The organism is Streptomyces sp. YS415 (genome assembly GCF_023544665.1).
Classification (GTDB): domain Bacteria; phylum Actinomycetota; class Actinomycetes; order Streptomycetales; family Streptomycetaceae; genus Streptomyces.
This window is the reverse complement of the sequence record NZ_JAMJFL010000002.1, coordinates 60,278-82,664: the sequence shown is the minus strand read 5'-3', so window position 1 is coordinate 82,664 and position 22,387 is coordinate 60,278. Positions and strand designations below refer to the sequence as shown.

The following is a 22,387-nucleotide window of genomic DNA, read 5'->3' as shown; positions in this document are numbered from 1 at the left end:
CCCGGCTGAGGGCTACCCGGTCTTCGTCAGCCGCGCCGTCGGCTTCCCCGACTCCTCGCTGTCGGAGGCGTAGTCGAGGTCGTCGCCGACCGGGGTGAGGGTGACCGTGGTCGGCGCCGGGTTGCAGCCCTTGTGGTTGGACTCGGCGCCCACGGAGGTCGCCACGAGCCGCTCGGCGCTGACGCTCTTCAGGGTCAGTACGTCGTTGCAGACGCCGCCGAGCACATCCGTCTGCCGGATCTTGCCCAGCTTCTCGCCCGCCTCCGCCCGGTGCACGGTGAGCCGGAACGTGCCGAGGGGGAGCTTGCCGTCGAGGGCGACGCCCTGGCCCTCCCAGGTGCCGAGGTAGGCCGTCAGGGCGTCGGGGGCCGCCGAGGCGGAGCCGGAGTCGCCGGGCGCGTGGGAGGACGAGTCGGTGCCCGCACCGCCCGAGTCGTCGGGGGAGTTGCCCGGGAGCAGGTCGAGCACGAACACCGACCCGACGGTCACGGCGGCCAGCGCGCCGGCGACGGCCAGCGCGACCGTGCAGCTCATGCGGCGTCCCCGGCCGCCGTCGCCCGGTACCGAGGTCGCCGCGACCGAGACCGACAGCTTGCCGGGCCGCTGTGTGGCGGGCTCGGCGTCCCGCGGCTCGGGCACCGCCCCGGAAGCCATCGAGCCACCGGACATGACCGGCGGCGGACCGAACTCCCCCACGGCAGGGCGGCCGAACTCCCCCAGACCACCGAACTCCCGCACCCCGGAGCTGCCGTACTGCCCCACCCCGTGGCTGCCGTACTCCCCCACCGCCGGGCTGCTGAACGCCACCGGTCCCGAGGCCGCCCCACCCCCGTCCGTCGCCTCCAGGTTGAGCACCTGCACCGCGCTGCGGCTGACCCGCTCGACCAGCACCCCGGGCAGCCAGCCGGACGCCACCAGCCGCGCCGCGCCCTCGGGAGCCAGCCGCCGGGCCAGGTCGGCCGGGGTGGGACGGCCCGCGGGGTTCTTGTCGAGGCAGGCCTCCACCACCTCCCGCAGTTCGCCGTCCAGGGAGCCGAGTTCGGGCTCCTCGTGCACGACCCGGTACAGCAGCGCCGCCGAGGAGTCGCCGGGGAAGGGCTGTGCGCCCGTCGCCGCGTACGCCAGCACCGCGCCCAGGGAGAAGACGTCCGCCGCGCCGGTGACGCTCTTGCCGAGGATCTGCTCGGGCGCCATGTAGCCGGGGGAGCCGATCGAGACGCCGGTGGAGGTGAGGGAGGCCGTGCCGTCGATGGCGCGGGCGATGCCGAAGTCGATCAGGGTGGGGCCGTCGACGGTCAGCAGGACGTTGGAGGGCTTGACGTCCCGGTGCACCAGGCCCAGTTCGTGCACGGTGGCCAGCGCCTCCGCGAGCCCCGCCCCCAGGACTCGTACGGTGTGGTCGGGCAGTGCGCCGGTGTCCGCGACCGCCGCCGTCAGGGAGGGGCCCGCCGCGTACACCGTGGCGACCCAGGGGACCGGCGCCTCCGGGTCCGCGTCCAGGACGGGGGCCGTCCAGGCGCCGCCGACCCGGCGGGCGGCCTCGACCTCGCGGCGGAAGCGGGCGCGGAACTCCTCGTCGAGCGCGAAGTGCGGGTGCACGATCTTGACGGCGACGGTCCGGCCGCCCGCGCTGCGCCCCAGGTAGACCCGTCCCATCCCGCCGGAGCCGAGCCGGCCGAGCAGCCGGTAGGGCCCCACGACCGTGGGTTCGTCAGCTCCGAGCGGCTGCACGGCGTCCCCCTCCCCCGCGTAGAACTCCCGTAGAACTCCCCCGTGGAACTCCCAGCAGGTTACGGCCTCAGGGCTGCAGCAGATCCACCTTCACGTCGGCCGGGAAGCCGGTGGTCGGGCCGACCCGGCGGGCGAACTCCGCGACCGCCTGCAGCTGAGGTGCGCCGAAGCGGAAGTCGAGGGTGGTGAAGTAGCGCTCCAGGATCCGCTCGTCGAAGGCCTCCCAGCGGGCCGCCTGCTCGGCGACCTTGCCGACCTCCTCCAGGGAGAGGTTGCGGGAGGCGAGGAACGCCTGGTGGACCTTGCGGGTGATCAGCGGCTCGCGCTCGAGGTAGTCGCGGCGGGCGGCCCAGACGGCGAAGACGAACGGCAGCCCGGTCCACTCCTTCCACAGCGCGCCGAGGTCGTGCACGTCGAGGCCGAAGCGCGGGCCGTCGTGCAGGTTGGCGCGCAGGGCCGCGTCGCCGATCAGTACGGCCGCGTCCGCCTCCCTCATCATCAGGCTCAGGTCGGGCGGGCAGGTGTAGTAGTCGGGCTGTACGCCGTAGCGCTCGGCCAGCAGCAGTTGGGCGAGGCGGACCGAGGTGCGCGAGGTCGAACCGAGGGCGACCCGGGCGCCGTCCAGCTTCTCCAGCGGGACCTGCGAGACGATCACGCACGACATGACCGGCCCGTCGCAGCCGACGGCGATGTCGGGGAAGGCGACCAGGTCGTCGGCGTTCTTGAGGAACTCGACCAGGGTGATGGGCCCGATGTCGAGGTCTCCCTGCACCAGCTGCTCGCTGAGCTTCTCCGGGGTGTCCTTCGTGAGCTCGAAGTCGAGGAGCGTGCCCGTCCTCGCAAGCCCCCAGTACAGGGGCAGGCAGTTCAGGAACTGGATGTGGCCGACGCGCGGCCGGGTGCGAGAATTGTCCACATCGCGAGGCTAGACCCTCCGGGCTACGCTCCAGACTCCGGGCCGGACGTCAAGCGGTTTTCGGCCTTTCAAACGTTCGGGTGACGTGATCTTGACCTCTATTGCTTTCGGCTGCTCGCGTGCTAGGCTCGCCGCAAGTTGCAGTTTGGTTTCCCTTGCAGTACAGAGCCTGCGGAGCATGTAACCGCAGGCTCTAGTCGTTTTCAGAAGTATGCAGTGCAGGCATTTGCTCTCACACTTGCAGGTTCTGGAGCAGGGCAACCCTTTGGGCCCAAGGAGGGCTTATGGCTACCGGAACCGTTAAGTGGTTCAACGCCGAAAAGGGCTTTGGCTTCATCGCCCAGGAGGGCGGCGGCCCCGACGTCTTCGTCCACTACTCCGCGATCAATGCGAGCGGCTTCCGCTCGCTGGAGGAGAACCAGCAGGTCTCCTTCGACGTGACCCAGGGCCCGAAGGGCCCGCAGGCGGAGAACGTCACCCCCGTCTGAGGCGAGCCTCGTCTCTGATCCGCACCTGAGAGCAGTACCCAAGGAGCCCCGCGCCGTCAGGCGTCGGGGCTCCTGCCTTTTCCGGCCCCCCGCTACACGTGCTGCATGACCAGGACGAACGTCGTGCCGGGCGCGAGGGCCTCGTACGAGTGGGGGACGTCCCCGCGGTACGACATGTAGTCGCCGGGGGCCAGTTCGACCTCCTCGCCCGCGGGGCCGGCCTTCATCCTGCCGGTGCTGACGATCAGGTGCTCGACCGAGCCGGGGATGTGCGGCTCCGACTCCCGGGCAGGGCCGGGTTCCGCGCGCAGGTGGTAGATGTCGCGGCGGGCGCCGGGCGGGCTGGCGGAGAGCAGGGTGGCGGCGTAGTCGGCCTTCTCCGAGGCGACGGTCGGGCCCTGCCCGGCGCGGATGACCTGCACGGACGGGGCCGGGGGTTCCACCAGGGCGCTGAACGGCACGCCGAGGGCGACGCCGAGGGCCCACAACGTCTCCACGCTCGGGTTTCCGCCGGCCGCCTCCAGCTGGGAGAGCGTGGACTTGGCGATGCCGGCGCGCTTGGCCAGCTCGGAGAGGGAGAGGCCGGCGCGGGTGCGTTCCCTGCGCAGGGAGGCCGCGATCCAGTCCAGGGGGAGCCGCGGGGGCGGGGTGTCGGCCATCTGTCGTTCGCTCCATCGGTACGATCGTTCGCCTTGACGTACGAGGGGTTCGCTGTCCATCGTAGTGAACATGCGTACGGTGAAGCGAACAGTGGGTGGGGCGCGGGGGCTGGTCCGCGATGCGTCGCTGGTGTGGGTGGCCAGTGGGGTGGTCGGGGTCTCCTTCGGGGCGATCTCCGTGGCGGGCGGGCTGCCGGTGTGGGTGCCGGTGGTGATGTCGGTGGTGGTGTACGCCGGGTCCGCGCAATTCAGTGCGGTGGGGGTGCTGCTGGCCGGAGGCGGGCCACTCGCGGCGGCGGCGACGGGGTTGCTGCTGAACACCCGCACGGCGGCCTTCAGTCTGGCGGTGGCGGACGTCCTCGGGAGCGGTGGGCGGCTCTCCCGCTTCCTCGGGGCGCATCTGGTGACCGACGAGACGGTGGCCTTCGCGCTGGCGCAGACGGATCCGGAGCGGCGGCGGGCGGCCTTCTGGGTCTCCGGGGTGGGGCTGTTCGTGGTGTGGAACGCGGGGGTGCTCGCGGGAGCGGTGGCGGGTACGGCGCTGGGGGACACGGCGGTGTACGGGCTGGACGCGGCGTTTCCTGCGGTGCTGGTGGCTCTGGTGCTGCCGGTGCTGCGGGCGGATGCGGCGGTGCGGCGGTGTGCGATGGCGGGGGCGGTCCTGGCGCTGGCGGCGTCGTCCGTGGCCCCTGCGGGAGTTCCGGTGCTGCTGGCTCTGCTCGGGCTGGCGCTGTACGGACGCGGGCGGAAGGCCGGTGCGGCGTGAGTGCGACGGTGGCGTTGATCCTGGTGCTGGCGGTGGGGACGTACGCCTTCCGGCTGGTGGGGCCTGTGCTGCACGGGCGGGTCGAGCTGTCGGGGCGGGTGCAGGAGCTGTTGGCGGCCGGGGCGGTGGTTCTGCTGGCGGCGCTGATGGCCACGGGGGCGTTGACGGAGGCCGGGGACTTCGCGGGCTGGGCCCGCCCGGCGGGGGTCCTGGCGGGAGGCGTACTGGCTTGGCGCCGGGCCCCGTTCGCGGTGGTGGTGCTGGGTGCGGCGGCGGTGACGGCGGGGTTGCGGTGGGTTGGGGTGCCGTGACCGTCGGTCGGGGTTGAGGTAGGGGTGGGTCCGCTCCCCCGCGCTGGCGGGGTGCCGCTGCGCCCACCCGTGCCGCCCCAGCGGCACGACTGCCCGCAGCCAGGAAGCGCCCCGCTCCTCGGGAGGAGGGGGGCGCTCTGGGAGCTGTTGGTTACTTGGGGTCCGCGTTGAAGCGGGCCGTGGACCAGCGGTAGCCGAGGAGCGTCAGGGCTGTGCACCAGGCCAGGGTCAGCCAGCCGTTGATGCCGATCTCCGTGCCGAGGAGGAGGCCGCGGAGGGTTTCGATGGCCGGCGTGAAGGGCTGGTACTCGGCGACCGGCTGGAACCACCCCGGCATCGCGTCCAGCGGCACGAACGTGCTGGAGAGCAGCGGCAGCAGGATCAGCGGCATGGCGTTGTTGCTCGCCGCCTCCGCGTTCGGGCTGACCAGTCCCATGCCCACCGCGATCCAGGTCAGCGCCGTGGCGAACAGGACGACGAGTCCGAACGCCGCCAGCCATTCCAGCACCGTCGCATCGGCGGAGCGGAAGCCGATCGCCACCGCCACCGCCCCGACCAGGATCACGCTGGCCACGGCCTGCAGCACACTGCCGATCACATGGCCGACGATCACCGACCCCCGGTGGATCGCCATGGTCCGGAAGCGGGCGATGATGCCCTCGGTCATGTCGTTGGAGACGGAGACCGCCGTGCCGATCGTCGTGCTGCCGATGGTCATCAGCACCAGCCCCGGCACCACGAAGGCGATGTACTCGGCCCGGTCCGGACCACCGCCTCCGATGCCCGCGCTCATCGTGTCGCCGAAGATGTACACGAAGAGCAGCAGCAGCATGATCGGCGTCAGCAGCAGGTTCAGGGTCAGCGACGGGTAGCGCCGGGCGTGCAGCAGGTTGCGGCGCAGCATCGTGGAGCAGTCGCGTACGGCGAGGGACAGAGAGCTCATCGGGCGTTCTCCTTCGGCTGGTCGGGGACGGTCGCGGCGCCGCCGGTCAGGGCGAAGAACACGTCGTCGAGGTCGGGGGTGTGCACGGTCAGCTCGTCCGCCTCCACGCCTGCCGCGTCGAGCCAGTCGAGGATGGCGCGCAGTTCGCGCTGGCTTCCGCCGCTGGGGATCTGCAGCGCCAGCGACTCGTCGTCGCGCGTGGTCTCGCGCAGCGCCGACGCGGCGGCCCGGTACGCGTCCGGGTCGGTGAAGCGGAGCCGCACGTGCCCGCCGGGGACCAGCCGCTTCAGTTCGTCGGCGGTTCCCTCCGCCGCGATCCCGCCGTCGTTCAGCACCGCGATCCGGTCGGCGAGTTCGTCCGCCTCCTCCAGGTACTGCGTGGTGAGGAAGACCGTGACCCCGCCCGTGACCAGCTCACGGATGATCTGCCACATGTTGTGCCGTGAACGGGGGTCCAGCCCCGTCGTCGGCTCGTCCAGGAAGATGATCCGCGGGCTGCCGACCAGCGTCATCGCGATGTCCAGGCGGCGCTTCATGCCGCCGGAGTAGGTCGAGGCCGGCTTCTTCGCGGCCTCCACCAGGTCGAACCGCTCCAGCAGTTCGGCCGTCACCCGCCTGCCCTCGCTCCGGGACAGGTGGTGCAGGTCCGCCATGAGGAGCATGTTCTCCTCGCCGGTGATCAGCCCGTCCACCGCGGAGAACTGACCGGTGACCCCGATGGCGGCCCGTACCGCCTGGGCCTCGGCGCCGAGATCGTGCCCGGCGACACCGGCCTGACCGCCGTCCGCCGAGATCAGGGTGGACAGGATCTTCACCGCCGTCGTCTTGCCCGCGCCGTTCGGCCCGAGCAGGGCGAAGACCGTGCCTTCCGGTACGGCCAGGTCGATCCCGTCGAGGACCGTCTTGTCGCCGTAGGACTTCCGCAGCCCGGTCGCCGCGATCGCCAGGTTGGTCATGAGAAGGGCTCCTTCGAGGGCTCGGTGGCTCAGAGGCTGCGGGCGGTGATGTCGCCGTGGGTGGTGGTGGCGTGGAAGGCGAGGGCGGCACCGGAACCGTCGCTGTTCTTCAGGGAGTTGTGGACGCGGCCGTAGCCGGTGCCGGCGTCGAGGGTGGCGGAGACGCCGGGGGCGGCGCCGATCTCGATGTCGCCCTGCTGGGTGGTGAGGGTGACGGTGCCGCGGGTGGCTTCGGTGATGTGGATGTCGCCGCGCTGGGTGGTGATGTCGGCGGGGCCGGTGAGGCGGCCGATGGTGATGGTGGCGTCGTGGGCGGTGAGGCGGGCCCCGGCGGTCTCGTCGAGCTTGACGGAGCGGTAGCCGCCGTCGAAGTCGACGTGGCCGAGGCGTCCGACGCCACGCAGTTCGGCGGCGTCGGCCTTGGCCTGGATACGGGATCCGGCGGGGAGTTGGACGGTGACCTCGACGGAACCGAGGTTGCCCAGGAGCCGGTTGGTGGCCTCGGGGGCGGTGATGCGCAGGACGCCGTCGTCGTAGGCGACTTGGACCTGCTCGGCGGTCTTGGTGTCGCGGTTCTTGCCGGGGGCGGCCGGGCGGATCTCGACGGTGGTGTCGGTGCGGTCGGCGGCGATGATCTGGATGCGTCCGGCGGGGATGTCCAGGACGGCGGTGATGGCGGCGGGAGTGGCGAAGGTCTGCATGGTGGCTCTCCTGGTTCAGGTGGCGGGCGGTTCGTCCACCCGTCGTTTCCGATGATGGAAAGCTACGTTGCGTTCGAGACCTTGGCAACGACTTCGTTGCGCGACATCACAGTAATTGCAGGTCATGGGCTCGAAATCGTTGCAACGGAATTGAAGCTAACGCAACACACCGCACCCCGGCCGTTGCAATGGTCAGTAACTGAACGCTATGGTGACCGCACCAAGGACCACGAAGGAGACAGCGATGCCCGGAGGCAGGCTCACCCAGCAGGAACGTCAGCAGATCGCGCTGGGACTGGCCGACGGCCTCGCCTACGCGGAGATCGCCCGGCGCCTGGACCGCCCCACCTCGACCATCACCCGCGAGGTCATGCGCAACGGCGGCCCCACCGGCTACCGCGCCGACCTCGCCCACCGCGCCACCGAACAGCGCGCCCACCGCCGCAAGCAGGCCGCTCCCCGGGACCCGAAGGCGCCCGCACCGGCCTACGGCCGCGATCCCGAGGCGGTGCGGGAGTACGAGGAGATGTTCACCACCCTCCTCATGGCACAGGGCCTGCCCAAGATGACGTCCCGGGTGCTGACCTGCCTCTTCATCACCGACGCGGGCAGCCTCACCGCCGCCGAACTCGTCCAGCGCCTCGACGTCAGCCCGGCGTCCATCTCCAAGTCGGTGGCGTTCCTGGAGAGCCAGGGGCTCCTCCGCCGCGAGCGCGACGAACGCCGCCGCGAGCGCTATGTCGTCGACAACGACGTCTGGTTCCAGTCCATGATGTCCAGCGCCCGCTCCAACTTCGATCTCGCCAAGACCGCTCGGCAGGGTGTCGGCGTCCTCGGCGCCGACACCCCGGCCGCCGTCCGCCTCGAGAACATCGCCCGCTTCGTCGACTTCGTCGGCGAGAGCATCGCCCGCGCCGCGGAGCAGGCCCGCGACATACTGTATGCGGAACCGCCCGCTCCGGCCTCGGACGAGGACGAGGACGAGGACGGGGACGGGGACGACGACAACTCCTAGCGGGCAGGCCTCACTTCCGGGCCGGACCCAGCTCCGCCCACACCGTCTTTCCCACGTCCCGGTCCGCCACGCCCCAGGCCCGCGCCAGCAGCGTCACCAGGATCAGACCCCGGCCGCCCTCGCCGTCCGGGTCCGTCACGTACCGCAGTTTCCGGTCGCCCCGCGCATCGCTCACCTCGATACGGAGCGTGTCCTCCGGCAGCAGGAGCAGCCGGAGCTCGAAGGCGCGGCCGGGCACGCGGCCGTGCGTGACGGCGTTGGCCGCCAACTCCGCGACCAAGTGCTGCGCGGTCTCGCTGACCTCGCTGTCCGGGGCGTAACCCCACTGGGCCAGCTGCTGGATGGTCAGGTACCGGGCCAGCAGGGCGCCGCGCGGAGTGGCGCTGATGCGCTGGGCAAGTACGGCAGTGGGGGTGGTGATTTCGGCGTTCACGTCACCGAGAGTGGCGGGTTCTCTCTACCCTGACCAGGAGGGACGGATCGACGCTGGGTATCTGTACGACTGCGTTGAGTTCGGTGTGCGGGTTGTCGGACGGGAGGGTGCGGGCGTGCGCGAACGGGGTCCTGAGACACCGGCGGAGGCGGACGGCACGACGGGGTTGTTCACGGCCGTGGGCAAGATGCTCAGACTTCTGCGGGAGCGGAAGGGGCTGACGCAGAAGGAGTTCGGGGCGCTGGTGGGGTACGGCCCGGACGCGATCTCGGCGATCGAGCGGGGCGTACGGACGCCACAGCCGGATCTTCTGGAGAAGGCCGACGAAATCCTGGATGCCGGGGGCCTGTTGAGGGAGGTCATCCCGGAGGTGCAGGCGGCGATGACCAAGGCGAGGACTCGGCATCCGGAGTGGTATCGCAGTTACGCCGGGCTGGAGGCGGAGGCCGTCTCGTTGTACGACTACAGCACGATGGGCGTGCTGGGGCTGCTTCAGACCGAGGACTACGCGCGGGCCGTGTTCACGCAACGGCACCCGCCGCTGGACGAGGAGACGATCGAGAAGCGGGTGGCCGACCGGCTCTCCAGGCAGCAGCTCTTCGAAAAGTGGCCACCGCCGGAGTGCAGCTTCGTCATCGAACAGGCCGTGCTTGAGCGGCCGATCGGCGGGTCCTCGGTGCACTCCGGGCAACTACGGCAGTTGCTGCGCATCGGACGCATGCGGAACGTGCAGCTTCAGGTGATGCCGACAAGCCGACACGAACACCCCTGCCTGGACAACTCGTTCACGCTGTTGATCCCCAAGGGACGCGAACAGGTGGTGTACATGGAGAGCCAGGGATACCCGCGTCTGATCACCGACCGAGAAGAGGTGCGCGTTCTCGCAGCCCGCTATGGGATCATCCGGGCTCAGGCCCTCACCCCGGACGAGTCCCTGGACCTGATCGAGAAGATGCTGGAAGAGCGATGACCATAGAAACGTTGAGCTGGTTCAAGTCGAGCTACAGCAGCGGCGAAGGTGGACAGTGCCTGGAGGTTGCCGTAACCCCCCAGTGCATCCACCTCCGCGACTCCAAGACCCCCACCGGCCCCCGGCTGACCCTCGCCCCCGCCGCCTGGTCCGCCTTCCTCGCCTCGGACTACTGCGGGAACGACGCCACGATGTTCAACTCCTGAGCCCCGCTCCCCGTGATACCGGACCCCGTACCCGGCAGCAGCACACCCGGGCTGTAGTAGTCGCTGGACACCAGCACGTCCTTGTCGCCGTCCCGGTCGATGTCGCGTACGCGGACCATCGCGCCGAAGTTGTTGTACTGGCTCGGGCTGCCGGGAACACCCGCCGTCGCCCGCGAGAACCACTGCGAGTTCGCGCCGGTGAGGCCGGACGCGCCGCCGCGCAGGACGTGGAGGCCGCCCGCGTCGTCCATGGAGCTGACCGTCTCGTAGGGGACGCCGACCGCCAGGTCCGGGTAGCCGTCGCCGTTGGTGTCCCCGGCGGACAGGCTCGTACCGAAGTACTCCCTGGGTGAGGCGGCCGTGGCCACGCCCGAAGTCGCCTGTGAGACTCGGTACTTCGTGCCCGGCCCCGTGCTGCCGCCGCGCCAGACGACGACCGAGCCGGCCTTGCCGTTGTACTGGGTGTCGCCGACCGCGAGGTCCCCGTAGCCGTCCTTGTTGAAGTCGGCGACGACGCCGGTCGGGCTGTAGTCGGGGTTCGAGCCGTTGTAGGTCGTGATCTTGCCGGGCTGGATCGTGGAGCCGCCCCGGATGAACCAGGCGTCCTGGGTCATCTTGTCGTCGTGATAGCCCTGGCCGAGGAGGAAGAGGTCGGTCGCCGAGTCCTTGGTGACCTTGCCCGCGACCATGCCGGCGAGTTCGAGCAGGGCGTTCGGGACGTGCTTCGTGACCGAGCCGGTCGTGCCCGTCTTGGAGAAGCCGCCCCGATAGATCCGTACCGCCTCGATGCCGTCCGCGACGGCCAGGTCGGTCTTGCCGTCGCCGTTGAAGTCACCGGCCTCGATCTCCTTGCCGAACCCCCGGTGGGAGCTTGGGGTGATCTTCAGGCGAACGGCGCTCGTGCCGGTGAGGCCGGACGCCGAGCCCCACAGGATGGTGACCGCGCCGGAGCTGACCTTGCCGTCGACGTTCTCGGTGAAGTCACCGACGGCGAGGTCGGCGTAGCCGTCGCGGTTGAAGTCGGCGGGGGCGAGATCCTCGCCGAAGGCGTCGACGTAGCCACCCGAGTCACCGGCCGTGCCCGGGACGCCGGATGTGGCCTGGCTGAAGGTCTTGGTGACGGTGCCGGGCCCGGTGGCCGTCCCGTACGTGACGACGAACTTGCCGTCGAAGGCGGAGGCGGCGGCGTAGTCGCGATAACCGTCGCCGTTGAAGTCGTCGACGTACTTCGCGGGCGTCGCCGCGTGCGCGGTGCTGACCGAGAGGGTGAGCAGTCCGCCGGTCAGGGAGGTGGCCGTGGCCGTGGCGAGCGCCAGGCGGACGGTGCTGCGCGTGAACATGGGTCTCCTGCATGATCAAGGATTGGCGAGGAGGAGACGCACGGCAGTGGTTGAAGGTTGTACGCCGCCCCGGCGCCTTCCTCAGCGCTCGTACAACGCCTCGATCTCGGCCGCGAAGTCCCTCATGACCGCCGCCCGCCGCAGCTTCATCGACGGGGTGAGGTGGCCGGTGAACTCCGTGAAGTCCGTGGGCAGGATCGCGAACCGGCGGATCGACTCGGGGCGCGAGACGAGCTTGTTCGCCTCGTCCACCGCCCGCTGCAGGACGGCCCGCAACTCCTCGTCGTCGACGAGGAGTTCGGCCGGCACCGGGTGGCGGCCGTTCATCCGGCGCCAGTGGGTGATGCCGTCGGTGTCGAGGGTGATCAGGGCGGTGACGTAGGGGCGGCGGTCGCCGAGGACCATGGCCTGCGAGATGAGCGGGTGGGAGCGAAGCCAGTTCTCCAGGGGGGCCGGGGCCACGCTCTTGCCGCCGGCCGTGATCAGCAGCTCCTTCTTGCGGCCGGTGATGGTCAGATAGCCCTCGTCGTCCAGTTCGCCGATGTCCCCGGTGGCGAGCCAGCCGTCCACCGCGGCCGGGACCACTCCCCCGGCGGCCGGGTCCCAGTAGCCGCGCAGCACCTGCTCGCCGGAGATCAGGACCTCGCCGTCGGAGGCGATCCGGACCCGGGTGCCGGGCAGCGGCCAGCCCACCGTGCCGAGGCGGGGCTTGAGGGGCGGGGTTGCGGTGGCGGCGGCGGTCGTCTCGGTCAGGCCGTAGCCCTCGTAGATCTCGATGCCCGCACCGGCATAGAACGCGGCGAGGCGTCGTCCGAGCGGGGAGCCGCCGCAGATCGCGTGGCGGACCCGGCCGCCCATGGCGTTGCGGATCCGGCGGTAGACGAGCGGGTCGTAGAAGGAGCGGGCCATGCTCAGGGCGCGGCCCGGACCCGAGCCGGTGCCATGCTGCTTGGCCTCCATGGCCTCGCCGTAGCGGCGCGCGACGGCGGCGGCCCGGTCGAACATGGTCAGCCGGCCGCCCTCCTCAGCTTTGGCGCGGGCGGAGTTGTAGACCTTCTCCAGCATGTAGGGGATGGCGAGGAGGCAGGTCGGGCGGAAGGCGGCGAGGTCCGCGAGCAGGTCCTCGGACTGGAGGCTCGGCGCGTGGCCGAGGCGCACCCGGGCGCGGACGCAGGCCACCGCCACCATGCGGCCGAAGACGTGGGACATCGGCAGGAAGAGCAGGACCGAGATGTCCTCGTTCGATCTCGACTTGAAGACGGGGTAGAGCAGTTCGATGGCGTTGTCGACCTCGGCGAAGAAGTTGCCGTGGGTGAGCGCGCAGCCCTTGGGGCGGCCGGTGGTGCCGGAGGTGTAGATCAGGGTGGCGAGGGTGCTGGGGCCGAGCATGGCCCGGCGTACCTCGACCTCCTGGTCGGGTATCCGGGCGCCCGCTTCCGCGAGCCGCTCGACGTGACCCTTTTCCATCACCCACAAGTGCTGCAGATCGGGGAGGCGTTCACGCTCGGGGCCGAGGGAGGCGGCCTGCGCGACGGTCTCGGTGACCAGGGCGACGGCGCCGGAGTCCTGGAGGATCCAGCGGGTCTGGAAGACGGAGGAGGTCGGGTAGACCGGGACGGTCACCAGGCCCGCGGCCCAGGCGGCGAAGTCGAGCAGCGTCCACTCGTACGTCGTACGCGCCATGATCGCGATGCGATCGCCCGGCATCAGCCCCTCGGCGATCAGTCCTTTGGCGACGGCGAGCACCTGCGCGGCGAACCGCGTCGCGCTCACGTCGGTCCAGCCGCCGTCCTGCGTCTTGCGGCTGAGCAGCACCTTGTCCGGCACCGCGAGGGCGTTGTCGAACGGCAGATCTGCCAGCGAGCCGTGCGAGACGGCCGGTGCGAAGGGCGGTACGTACGCCTCCCGGACGACTCCGTCCAGCCGCCGCGTCTCCGGCTCCACGAGGGTGGGGGCGGGCGCGTCATCGAAGGCGGCGGACGCGGCGAAGGAAGGCAGTGGCGTGGACACGGGCGGCTCCTGGCACGGCGTTCGCGGACGGATCCCCACGTGCGGACAGGGTCGGACAGGGGTTACCGCCGGTTAGGAAGGAGATCGTACGGGGCTGACGTGTGGGGGCTGTGCGGGTTCGGGGAGGGACGGGGGGCGGGGCTGTGCAACCTCGGGGGTTACCTGAGGGTCACTCCGGTCCGGGGCGTACACAGGGGCTTACCTCCGGTAACCTTACTGCGAAGTAAGCAGCTGTCACGAGGGGGAAGCACAGTGGAAGCCGCCATGGCCGTCGTTCTCGGTGCCCTGCGCTCGCCCTTCAAACGGCCCCGCCCCGACGCCGACTTCCCGCGCGGCCCGCTGGTCCTGCCGGGCCTGCGCGTCGACCTGGCGCGGCTCGCCGCCTACGAGCGGGTGTGCGGCTTCGCGACCGGGGAGGACGCGCTGCCGGTCACCTACCCGCATGTGCTGGGCTTCCCGTCCGCGCTGCGGCTGATGAGCGGACGGGACTTCCCGCTGCCGCTGCTGGGTCTCGTGCACACCTCGATCGAGATCACCCAGCGGGAACGGCTGGCGGCCCTTCAGGAGTACGAACTCACCGTGTACGTCGACGGACTGGCCCCGCACCGGCGCGGTACGGAGGCGACGGTCGTGACGGAACTCAGGGCCGGCGGGGCCGCCGTGTGGGAGTCGCGCAGTACCTACCTCGCGCGGCACCGGACGGGCACGCGCGCCGCGGCACCGCGGGAGGAACGGCCGCCCCTGCCCGCCGTCACCGACTGGCAGCTCGGCGCGGACCTGGGACGGCGGTACGCCGCGGTCTCCGGCGACCGCAACCCCATCCACCTCCACCCGCTCACCGCCCGCCCGTTCGGCTTCCCCCGGCCCATCGCGCACGGGATGTGGACGGTGGCCCGCTGCCTGGCGTCCTACGGGACTCCCCCGGCGGCCCGGATCACCGCGGAGTTCCGGGCGCCGGTGCCGCTGCCGGGGACGGTGACGTTCGGGGCGGAGCCGGGGCGGTTCGAGCTGCGCGGCAGTGCGGGCCGCGTGCACCTGGCGGGGACGGTCAGCTGACCGGCGGCACCCAGGGGCGGGCGTCCATCATGTTGCCGAGCCCTGCCCAGGCGAAGTTCATCATGGTCGCGGCGGCCTGGCGGGCGGTGACGCCCGGGGTGGCGTTGGCCCAGTCGGCGAGCGACTCGGCGGCACCGACCAGGGCCTCGGCGAGTCCGGCGACCTCGTCCGCGGGGAGGTCCGGGTCGCGGTGGGCGGCGCGCGCGGAAGCGAGGATCAGCTGGGTGACGAACGCGACGATCTCCTCGCGCATCGCGTTCACCTCGGCGGCGAACGCATCGCCGTGGGTGCGGGCTTGGAGATGCAGCACCGCCCAGCCGTCCGGGTGGCGCGCGGTGTGCGTGAAGAACGCCCGCAGACCGTCCCAGAGTTGGCGGTCGGCGGGCGCGTCGGTCTCGACCCCGGCCCGCACGGCGGCGGTGAGCGCACGCGCCTCGCGGCGGATGCAGGCGGTGAAGAGGTCTTCCTTGGAGTTCAGGTACAGATAGACCAACGGTTTGGAGACACCGGCGAGTTCGGCGATCTCGTCCATCGAGGCGGCCATGTATCCGCGGCGCCCGAAGGTCCGCACGGCGGCGTCCAGCATCTGCTGTTCCCGGACCGCACGCGGCATCCGCTTGGTCTTGACTGCACCCATGGGGCAAAGACTAGGACGTCTGCCCCTGCGCCCGAGCGGAGTCGTCGACGGCGTCCTCCTGGGAGCGGTTCGCCTCCAGGTTCGCCTTCACCCGGTCGACCTTCTGGACGATCTGCACGGAGGCGCGGTCCCGCTCCTTGCGCAGCACGACGAAGCTGATCGGGGCGGAGATCAGTAGGGCGAGCAGGACGACCCACATGCCGTTGGAGTCGCCGAGGCCACGCGGGGCGACACCGGAGTAGACGAGGCCCCAGACGACCACGAGGCAGCCCGCGAAGATCCCGAGGCGCATCAGCGTGTAGCGGAGCATCTCAATCCAGTCTTCCGATTCCGACAAAGTCCCAAAGGTGCGACATCCAGTGAAGCATGTCCGCGCCGGGATCTTGGGGGCGGGGCTCAGTCGAGCGGCAGCAGCATGATCACGTCGTCGCGGCGGTCACCGGGGGCGACCTGGATGGCGTCCGGGATGCGGCCGACCTCCTTGTAGCCGCAGGAGCCGTAGAAGCGTTCCAGGCCCTCGCCGCCGCGGCAGTTGATCCGTATGGCGTCGACGCCGTCGAGACCGCGGGCCGCGCGCTCGGCGGCGGCGAGCAGGTCCCGGCCGTAGCCCTTGCCCTGGTGCCGGGGGTGCACCATCACCGTGTACAGCCACACCCAGTGCCTCATCAGCCGGTGCGTGTTGAAGGTGAGGAACGCGGTGGCGGCGACCTGTCCGTCCGGATCGTGCCCGACGAGCAGCCGGGTGCGGCCCTCGGCCATCGCCGCGAGGTGCTTGAGCAGCTCGGGGCGTATCGCCTCGCGGGTCACCGGGGGGACGAAGCCGACGGAGCCACCGGCGTTGGAGACGTCCGTCCACAGACCGAGGACGCCGTCTCGGAGGGCGGGATCGACGGCGGGGTCGAGAGTGAAAGTAAGGGACACGGGTGCATCGTAACCCTTACGCGAGCACGCGTGCCGCTACTTTCAGATCCGAGACCAGGCCCTGGAACGCCGCCTCACGATCGTCCGCACGCAGCACCGACGAGGGGTGAACGGTCGGTACCAGTCGCTCCGGGCGGCCGTGGATCTCCTCCTCCAGGACCGTCCCGCGCACCTGCGTGACCTTGAACGACGACCCGAGCAGGGCCTTTCCGGCGGTGGCGCCGAGCACGACGATCAGCTCCGGCTCGACGAGTGCGAGTTCCGCGGCGAGCCAGGGGGCGCAGGCGGTCATCTCGCGCAGGCTCGGTGACTTGTGGATGCGGCGCTTCTTGGGTTCGGCCTGGGTGAACTTGAAGTGCTTGACCGCGTTGGTGACGTAGGTGTCGTCCGGGTCGATGCCGGCTTCCGCCAGCGCCCGGTCGAGGAGTTTTCCGGCGGGGCCGACGAAGGGTTTGCCCTGGCGGTCCTCCTGGTCGCCGGGCTGCTCGCCGACGAGCATGACGTGCGCGATCGCCTTGCCGGCGCCGAAGACGGTCTGGGTGGCGTCGCGATGCAGAGGGCACCCCTGGCAGCCGGCTGCCGCCCGGCGCAGCGCGGTGAGCGTCGCTTTCTCCGGGTCCTCGGGGAGGAAGGGCGCGGCGGTGTATTCATCCTTGGACGCCATGGGGTCCGGGTACCCGTGGGGGGACGATCGGATTCATGCCGGGTGCGGGCCGGTGGGGGCTTGTCGCGCAGTTGCCCGCGCCCCTGGGTGGGAACAGTCGAAGCGCCAACGGATTCCTGCCGGGTGCGGGCCGGTGGGGGCTTGTCGCGCAGTTCCCCGCGCCCCTGGGTGGGAACAGTCGAAGCGCCAACGGATTCCTGCCGGGTGCGGGCCGGTGGGGGCTCGTCGCGCAGTTCCCCGCGCCCCTGGGTGGGAACAGTCGAAGCGCGATCAGCTGTACCGGCTTAGGGACGCGGGGAACTGCGCGCCCAGCCCCCACACACCCGCAGACAAAAACAGGGGCGCGGGGAACTGCGCGATCAGGCCCCGCGCACCCGCAGACCAAAGCCGCGCCCTCACACCCGCATCGGCTGCGGGGACTCCCTGCGCGCCGGGTCAGGACCGTCGTACTCGCGAAGCACCTCGTAGCGCGTGTTCCGCTCCACCGGGCGGAAGCCCGCGTCCCGGATCAGGTCCAGCAGATCCTCACGCGTGAGCTTGTTCGGCGTGCCGTAGTTGTCCGCGTCGTGGGTGATCTTGTACTCGACCACCGACCCGTCCATGTCGTCCGCCCCGTGCTGCAGCGCCAGCTGCGCCGTCTGGACGCCGTGCATGACCCAGAAGACCTTGACGTGCGGCACGTTGTCGAACAGCAGCCGCGACACCGCGAACGTCTTCAGCGCCTCCGCGCCGGTCGCCATCTGCGTGCGCGCCTGGAGGCGGTTGCGGACCTTGCCGTCCTGCATGTCCACGAAGTCGTGCTGGTAGCGCAGCGGGATGAAGACCTGGAAGCCGCCGGTCTCGTCCTGCAGCTCGCGCAGCCGCAGCACATGGTCCACCCGGTGCCGCGGCTCCTCGATGTGGCCGTACAGCATGGTGCTCGGGGTCTTCAGACCCTTCTCGTGCGCCAGGCGGTGGATGCGGGACCAGTCCTCCCAGTGCGTGCGGTGGTCCACGATGTGCTGGCGGACCTCCCAGTCGAAGATCTCCGCCCCGCCGCCGGTCAGGGACTCCAGACCCGCGTCGATCAGCTCGTCGAGGATCTCCGAGGCCGACAGCCCGGAGATCGTCTCGAAGTGGTGGATCTCGGTGGCCGTGAACGCCTTCAGCGAGACGTTCGGCAGCGCCGCCTTCAGCTCCCGCAGCGAGCGCGGGTAGTAGCGCCACGGCAGGTTGGGGTGCAGGCCGTTGACGATGTGGAGCTCGGTCAGGTTCTCCGACTCCATCGCCTTCGCGAGCTTCACCGCCTCCTCGATGCGCATCGTGTACGCGTCCTTCTCCCCCGGCTTGCGCTGGAAGGAGCAGTAGGCGCAGGACGCCGTGCACACGTTGGTCATGTTGAGGTGGCGGTTGACGTTGAAGTGGACCACGTCGCCGTTCTTGCGGGTCCGCACCTCGTGGGCGAGACCGCCGAGCCAGGCGAGATCGTCCGACTCGTACAGCGCGATGCCGTCCTCGCGGGTCAGCCGCTCACCGGAGCGGACCTTCTCCTCCAGCTCGCGCTTGAGCCCGACGTCCATGCGTACACCCTCTCCTAGACCGACATGACCAACCTACTCCCCACCCTTCGGGCGGGCGGTACCCCCATAGGGCCCTGCGGGCCTACACCTCTTCGGGCAACTCACCCACCCGGTTCTCCCACTTCGTGGAGAGCACGATGGTGGTACGGGTCCGGGAGACGCCCTTCGTCCCGCTGAGCCGCCGGATGATCTTCTCCAGGCCGTCCACGTCGTTCGCCCGCACCTTGAGCATGTACGAGTCGTCGCCGGCGATGAACCAGCAGTCCTCGATCTCCGAGAGGTCCTTCATGCGCCGGGCCACGTCCTCATGGTCGGCCGCGTCGGAGAGCGAGATGCCGATCAGGGCGGTGACACCGAGGCCGAGGGAGGCGGCGTCGACCGTGGCGCGGTAGCCGGTGATCACCCCGGCCGCCTCCAGCCGGTTGATGCGGTCGGTGACACTGGGTCCCGACAGGCCGACGAGGCGCCCAAGCTCCGCGTAGGAGGCCCGGCCGTTCTCCCGCAGGGCCTGGATGAGCTGCCTGTCCACCGCGTCCATGCGATTCGAAGCCTTCCGCTGAAATGGTCCGAAAGATCTGAAGAGGTCTGAGAGGTCTGAGAGGTCTGACAGGTCTGAGAGGTCTGAAACGGTCGATGAGTCCTGCTGTGCTGCTCAGTCGGTGCGCGCGCCGCCGAGGTCGCCCTTCCAGCGGCGGTAGAGGCGGTGCTCCACGCCCGCCGCGTCGAGCACCCGTCCGGCGACGAAGTCCACCAGGTCCTGGATGTGGGTGGCCCCGGCGTAGAAGGCCGGCGAGGCGGGCACGACGCTGGCGCCCGCGTCGTCGAGGGTGACCAGGTGCCGCAGCGTCTGCCCGTTCAAGGGGGTCTCCCGTACGGCGACGACCAGCTTGCGGCCTTCCTTCAGCGTGACGCTCGCGGTCCGCTGCAGCAGGTCCTTGGACAGCCCGAGCGCGACGCCCGCGACCGCGGCGGTGGACGCCGGCACGATGAGCATGCCCTTGGTGGGGTACGAGCCGGAGGACGGCCCGGCCGCGAGGTCCCCGGCACTCCAGTGCCGTACCCCCGCGATGTCCGGGTCGAAGGTGCCCGGCTTGCCGTCCGCCCCCCGGGACAGCCAGGCGCGCAGGTCGTCCTGCCAGTGCGCGTCCCGGTAGGAGATCCCGGTCTCGTCGAGCAGCGTGAGCCGCGAGGCCCTGCTCACCACCAGGTCGACGCTCTCCCCCGCCACGAGGAGAGCACGCAGCACAGCAGCCGCGTACGGCGTCCCGGATGCTCCGGACACCCCCACGATCCAAGGCACGCGCTGCGTTTCTCCTGCGTTCACATCTTGAGCGTACCGGTGTACGGGACGGTCAGACGGTCAGCCCCCGCACCAGGAGGTCCAGCAGCGCGCAGCCGAACAGGGCGATGCCGATGAAGCCGTTGACGCTGAAGAACGCCCTGTTCAACCGGGAGAGATCGGTCGGGCGGACGATGGTGTGCTCGTAGACGAAGGCGCCCGCCACGATCAGCAGGCCCAGCCAGAAGAACGCGCCCGCGTCCGTGGCCAGCGCGTACCAGACGAGCAGCAGCGTGGTGAGGGCGTGGCAGACCCGGGCGGCCCGGATGGACGCCGGGACGCCGAAGCGGGCCGGGACCGACCGGACGCCGGTCTCGCGGTCCGACTCCACGTCCTGGCAGGCGTAGATCAGGTCGAAGCCGCCGATCCAGATGCCGACCGCGAGGCCCAGGATCACCGCCTCCCAGGACCATTCGCCGGTGATCGCCAGCCAGCCGCCGATCGGGCCCATCGCCTGGGCCAGACCCAGGATGACCTGCGGGTAGTCCGTGAACCGCTTGCCGTAGGGGTAGACCACCATCGGGATCACCGCGACCGGCGCGAGGGCCAGGCACAGGGGGTTCAGTGCCGCCGCCGAGCCCAGGAAGATCACCACCGCGATCAGCGCGCCGGTCCAGGCGTGCTTCACCGACACCGCGCCGGTCACCAGCTCGCGGTGCGCGGTGCGGGGGTTGCGGGCGTCGATCTCGCGGTCGATGATCCGGTTCACGGCCATGGCGAAGGTGCGCAGTCCGACCATGCAGACGGTGACCAGCAGCAGCCGGCCCCAGTGGATGTTCTCGTCCCACTGGAACATCGCGGTCAGGGCGGCGATGTAGGCGAAGGGCAGCGCGAAGACCGAGTGCTCGATCATGACCAGGCGCAGGAACGCCTTGGTGCGGCCCGGCTGGGGAAGCGCGGCAGACGCGGAGGTCACAGTCCGTATTCCTTCCACCGGCGGTCCACCTTCGCCGCCGTCTCGGGGTCCGACTCCACCATGTCCGGCCAGCCCCCGTCGCGGGTGTAGCCCTCCTCGGGCCACTTCTTCGTCGCGTCGATGCCCGCCTTGCCGCCCCAGAACTGCTGGTAGGAGGCGTGGTCGAGATGGTCGACGGGACCCTCGACGACCGACAGGTCACGGGCGTAGTCGGTGTTGCCCAGCGCCCGCCAGGCGACCTCGTGCAGATCGTGGACGTCGCAGTCGGAGTCGACGACCACGATCAGCTTCGTCAGGGACATCATGTGGGCGCCCCAGATCGCGTGCATCACCTTCTGCGCGTGCTTGGGGTACTTCTTGTCGATCGAGACGATCGCGCAGTTGTGGAAGCCGCCGGCCTCGGGCAGGTGGTAGTCCACGATGTCCGGGACGATGATCTTGAGCAGGGGCAGGAAGAAGCGCTCGGTCGCCCGGCCCAGAGGTCCGTCCTCCGTCGGCGGGCGGCCCACGACGATCGACTGGAGCAGCGGGCGCTTGCGCATGGTCACGCAGTCGATCTTCAGGGCGGGGAACGGTTCCTGCGGGGTGTAGAACCCGGTGTGGTCGCCGAAGGGGCCCTCGGGGAGCATCTCACCCGGCTCCAGCCAGCCCTCGATCACCACCTCCGCCTGCGCCGGGACCTGGAGCGGGACGGTCTTGCAGTCGACCATCTCGATCCGCTTGCCCGCGAGGAACCCGGCGAAGAGGTACTCGTCGATGTCGCCGGGGAGCGGGGCGGTGGACGCGTAGCTGACGGCCGGGGGGCAGCCGAAGGCGATCGCGACCGGCAGCCGCTCGCCCCGGCGCGCGGCGACCTGGTAGTGGTTGCGGCTGTCCTTGTGGATCTGCCAGTGCATGCCGATGGTGCGCCTGTCGTGGCGCTGGAGCCGGTACAGCCCGAGGTTGCGGACCCCGGACTCCGGGTCCTTGGTGTGGGTCAGCCCCAGGTTGAAGAAGGAGCCGCCGTCCTTGGGCCAGGTGAACAGGGCGGGCAGGGCGTCCAGGTCGACGTCGTCCCCGTGCAGCACGACCTCCTGCACCGGCGCGTCGGAGGACTTGACCTTCTTCGGCGGTACATGGGCCATCGCGCCGAGCTTGCCGAAGGCCTCCCGTACGCCCACGAACCCGTGCGGCAGCTCGGGCCTGAGCAGCCCGCCGATCTTCTCGCTGATCTCGGCGTAGGACTTCAGGCCGAGCGCCTTCAGCAGGCGGCGGTCGGTGCCGAAGACGTTCATCGCGAGGGGCATCGAGGAGCCCTTCACGTTCTCGAAGAGCAGTGCCGGGCCGCCTGCCTTCTGCACCCGGTCGACGATCTCCCCGACCTCCAGATACGGATCGACCTCAGCCTTGACGCGCTTGAGGTCGCCTTCGCGTTCCAGTGCCCTGAGCAGGGAACGAAGATCGTCGTAAGCCATGGGGACAAGTATCCCCGAGCCGCTACCCTGGCCCTGTACCTGGGGGCCCTGATCGCGTCCCCGACCACCGATCGCTGGAGGGCCCCATGCTCCGGGTGCTGATGTTCCTGGTACCGCTGGCGCTGAGCATCTACGCCTTCATCGACTGCATCAGCACCAGGGACGAGGACATCCGGCACATCCCCAAGCCGCTGTGGGCGATCCTCGTGCTGCTGTTCCCGCTGGTCGGCTCGATCTCGTGGCTGATCGCGGGCAAGAAGCGCAGCCCGGCCGCCGAAGGCTGGTCGGGGGTGCGCGCGGGCCGCTCCCGGCAGTGGGTGGCGCCCGACGACAACCCGGAGTTCCTGAAGTCCCTCGACGAGGACGACGACAAGAAGAAGCGGGACGAGCCCTGAC

At 70.4% G+C, this 22,387-nt stretch carries 26 protein-coding genes; 8 read left to right on the top strand and 18 right to left on the bottom strand.

Features of this window, described 5'->3' with window-relative positions; all coding sequences use genetic code 11:
* Positions 1-12 precede the first annotated feature (12 nt).
* A complete protein-coding gene (locus tag M8H82_RS03345; RefSeq protein ID WP_250070840.1) occupies positions 13-1,731 on the bottom strand; it encodes a serine/threonine-protein kinase in 1,719 nt (572 codons plus the stop codon).
* A gap of 67 nt (positions 1,732-1,798) precedes the next feature.
* A complete protein-coding gene (locus M8H82_RS03340) occupies positions 1,799-2,647 on the bottom strand; it encodes a menaquinone biosynthesis protein (RefSeq protein WP_250070839.1) in 849 nt (282 codons plus the stop codon).
* Positions 2,648-2,931: 284 nt separating this feature from the next.
* On the opposite strand from M8H82_RS03340, the gene M8H82_RS03335 reads away from it, so the two are divergent.
* Positions 2,932-3,135, top strand: coding sequence for a cold-shock protein (locus tag M8H82_RS03335; protein WP_003992177.1), 204 nt, complete (start codon positions 2,932-2,934; stop codon positions 3,133-3,135).
* A 92-nt stretch (positions 3,136-3,227) separates the two neighbouring features.
* Here the strand turns inward: M8H82_RS03335 and M8H82_RS03330 are convergent, their stop codons facing one another.
* The gene (locus M8H82_RS03330) at positions 3,228-3,794 is read right to left on the bottom strand and encodes a helix-turn-helix domain-containing protein (RefSeq protein WP_250070838.1); all 567 of its coding nucleotides are present in this window, start codon (positions 3,792-3,794) and stop codon (positions 3,228-3,230) included.
* 70 nt (positions 3,795-3,864) lie between these two features.
* Between M8H82_RS03330 and M8H82_RS03325 the strand changes: the two genes are divergently transcribed.
* Both M8H82_RS03325 and M8H82_RS03320 read left to right on the top strand, forming a co-directional pair.
* Positions 3,865-4,560, top strand: coding sequence for an AzlC family ABC transporter permease (locus M8H82_RS03325; RefSeq protein ID WP_250070837.1), 696 nt, complete (start codon positions 3,865-3,867; stop codon positions 4,558-4,560).
* Complete coding sequence (locus M8H82_RS03320) at positions 4,557-4,871, top strand: AzlD domain-containing protein (RefSeq protein ID WP_250070836.1); 315 nt, start codon at positions 4,557-4,559, stop codon at positions 4,869-4,871. Before M8H82_RS03325 ends, M8H82_RS03320 begins: the two co-directional genes overlap by 4 nt.
* 151 nt (positions 4,872-5,022) lie before the next feature.
* Here the strand turns inward: M8H82_RS03320 and M8H82_RS03315 are convergent, their stop codons facing one another.
* Genes M8H82_RS03315 through M8H82_RS03305 form a run of 3 tightly spaced genes read right to left on the bottom strand, consistent with a single transcriptional unit; the run spans position 5,023 to position 7,471 of the window.
* Positions 5,023-5,814 (bottom strand): ABC transporter permease, encoded by a 792-nt coding sequence (locus M8H82_RS03315; RefSeq protein ID WP_250070835.1) that lies wholly within the window; start codon positions 5,812-5,814, stop codon positions 5,023-5,025.
* A complete protein-coding gene (locus M8H82_RS03310; RefSeq protein WP_250070834.1) occupies positions 5,811-6,770 on the bottom strand; it encodes an ATP-binding cassette domain-containing protein in 960 nt (319 codons plus the stop codon). Before M8H82_RS03310 ends, M8H82_RS03315 begins: the two co-directional genes overlap by 4 nt.
* A 29-nt stretch (positions 6,771-6,799) precedes the next feature.
* Entirely contained in the window at positions 6,800-7,471 is a 672-nt protein-coding gene (locus M8H82_RS03305) for a DUF4097 family beta strand repeat-containing protein (protein WP_250070833.1), read from the bottom strand.
* Positions 7,472-7,715: 244 nt separating this feature from the next.
* Between M8H82_RS03305 and M8H82_RS03300 the strand changes: the two genes are divergently transcribed.
* The gene (locus M8H82_RS03300) at positions 7,716-8,486 is read left to right on the top strand and encodes a helix-turn-helix domain-containing protein (RefSeq protein WP_250070832.1); all 771 of its coding nucleotides are present in this window, start codon (positions 7,716-7,718) and stop codon (positions 8,484-8,486) included.
* A 10-nt stretch (positions 8,487-8,496) separates the two neighbouring features.
* Here M8H82_RS03300 and M8H82_RS03295 read toward each other — a convergent pair whose 3' ends face one another.
* Positions 8,497-8,919: an ATP-binding protein gene (locus M8H82_RS03295; RefSeq protein WP_250070831.1), complete on the bottom strand. Its 423-nt coding sequence runs from the start codon at positions 8,917-8,919 to the stop codon at positions 8,497-8,499.
* Positions 8,920-9,034: 115 nt separating this feature from the next.
* Here M8H82_RS03295 and M8H82_RS03290 point away from each other — a divergent pair, with 115 nt between their 5' ends.
* On the top strand, positions 9,035-9,889 hold the full coding sequence (locus M8H82_RS03290; RefSeq protein ID WP_250071131.1) for a helix-turn-helix transcriptional regulator: 855 nt from the start codon (positions 9,035-9,037) through the stop codon (positions 9,887-9,889).
* Positions 9,886-10,095, top strand: a complete 210-nt coding sequence (locus M8H82_RS03285) for a DUF397 domain-containing protein (RefSeq protein WP_250070830.1) — start codon at positions 9,886-9,888, stop codon at positions 10,093-10,095. The genes M8H82_RS03290 and M8H82_RS03285 overlap by 4 nt, the downstream gene beginning before the upstream one ends.
* Here the strand turns inward: M8H82_RS03285 and M8H82_RS03280 are convergent.
* Positions 10,059-11,435 (bottom strand): FG-GAP and VCBS repeat-containing protein, encoded by a 1,377-nt coding sequence (locus M8H82_RS03280; RefSeq protein WP_250070829.1) that lies wholly within the window; start codon positions 11,433-11,435, stop codon positions 10,059-10,061. The two genes, M8H82_RS03285 and M8H82_RS03280, sit on opposite strands and share 37 nt — an antisense overlap.
* Before the next feature lie 81 nt (positions 11,436-11,516).
* Positions 11,517-13,445, bottom strand: a complete 1,929-nt coding sequence (locus M8H82_RS03275) for an AMP-dependent synthetase/ligase (RefSeq protein ID WP_250070828.1) — start codon at positions 13,443-13,445, stop codon at positions 11,517-11,519.
* Between the two features lie 264 nt (positions 13,446-13,709).
* On the opposite strand from M8H82_RS03275, the gene M8H82_RS03270 reads away from it, so the two are divergent.
* Entirely contained in the window at positions 13,710-14,501 is a 792-nt protein-coding gene (locus tag M8H82_RS03270) for a MaoC family dehydratase (RefSeq protein WP_250070827.1), read from the top strand.
* Here M8H82_RS03270 and M8H82_RS03265 read toward each other — a convergent pair.
* The 9 genes from M8H82_RS03265 to M8H82_RS03225 all read right to left on the bottom strand — a co-directional run bounded on the left by M8H82_RS03265 (position 14,494) and on the right by M8H82_RS03225 (position 21,991).
* A complete protein-coding gene (locus M8H82_RS03265) occupies positions 14,494-15,138 on the bottom strand; it encodes a TetR/AcrR family transcriptional regulator (RefSeq protein ID WP_250070826.1) in 645 nt (214 codons plus the stop codon). The genes M8H82_RS03270 and M8H82_RS03265 overlap by 8 nt on opposite strands.
* 10 nt (positions 15,139-15,148) lie before the next feature.
* Positions 15,149-15,448, bottom strand: coding sequence for a DUF4229 domain-containing protein (locus M8H82_RS03260; protein WP_250070825.1), 300 nt, complete (start codon positions 15,446-15,448; stop codon positions 15,149-15,151).
* Positions 15,449-15,534: 86 nt separating this feature from the next.
* The gene (locus M8H82_RS03255) at positions 15,535-16,059 is read right to left on the bottom strand and encodes a GNAT family N-acetyltransferase (RefSeq protein WP_250070824.1); all 525 of its coding nucleotides are present in this window, start codon (positions 16,057-16,059) and stop codon (positions 15,535-15,537) included.
* Between the two features lie 16 nt (positions 16,060-16,075).
* The gene (locus tag M8H82_RS03250) at positions 16,076-16,723 is read right to left on the bottom strand and encodes a UdgX family uracil-DNA binding protein (RefSeq protein WP_250070823.1); all 648 of its coding nucleotides are present in this window, start codon (positions 16,721-16,723) and stop codon (positions 16,076-16,078) included.
* Positions 16,724-17,118: 395 nt separating this feature from the next.
* Positions 17,119-18,282, bottom strand: coding sequence for an aminofutalosine synthase MqnE (mqnE, locus tag M8H82_RS03245; RefSeq protein ID WP_250070822.1), 1,164 nt, complete (start codon positions 18,280-18,282; stop codon positions 17,119-17,121).
* 82 nt (positions 18,283-18,364) lie between these two features.
* A complete protein-coding gene (locus tag M8H82_RS03240) occupies positions 18,365-18,820 on the bottom strand; it encodes an Lrp/AsnC family transcriptional regulator (protein WP_250070821.1) in 456 nt (151 codons plus the stop codon).
* Positions 18,821-18,934: 114 nt separating this feature from the next.
* A complete protein-coding gene (locus tag M8H82_RS03235; protein WP_250070820.1) occupies positions 18,935-19,582 on the bottom strand; it encodes a UbiX family flavin prenyltransferase in 648 nt (215 codons plus the stop codon).
* Positions 19,583-19,634: 52 nt separating this feature from the next.
* Positions 19,635-20,537, bottom strand: a complete 903-nt coding sequence (gene mqnP / locus M8H82_RS03230) for a menaquinone biosynthesis prenyltransferase MqnP (protein ID WP_250070819.1) — start codon at positions 20,535-20,537, stop codon at positions 19,635-19,637.
* The gene (locus tag M8H82_RS03225; protein WP_250070818.1) at positions 20,534-21,991 is read right to left on the bottom strand and encodes a menaquinone biosynthesis decarboxylase; all 1,458 of its coding nucleotides are present in this window, start codon (positions 21,989-21,991) and stop codon (positions 20,534-20,536) included. Before M8H82_RS03225 ends, mqnP begins: the two co-directional genes overlap by 4 nt.
* 86 nt (positions 21,992-22,077) lie before the next feature.
* On the opposite strand from M8H82_RS03225, the gene M8H82_RS03220 reads away from it, so the two are divergent.
* On the top strand, positions 22,078-22,386 hold the full coding sequence (locus M8H82_RS03220) for a PLD nuclease N-terminal domain-containing protein (protein WP_250070817.1): 309 nt from the start codon (positions 22,078-22,080) through the stop codon (positions 22,384-22,386).
* Position 22,387: the final 1 nt, after the last annotated feature.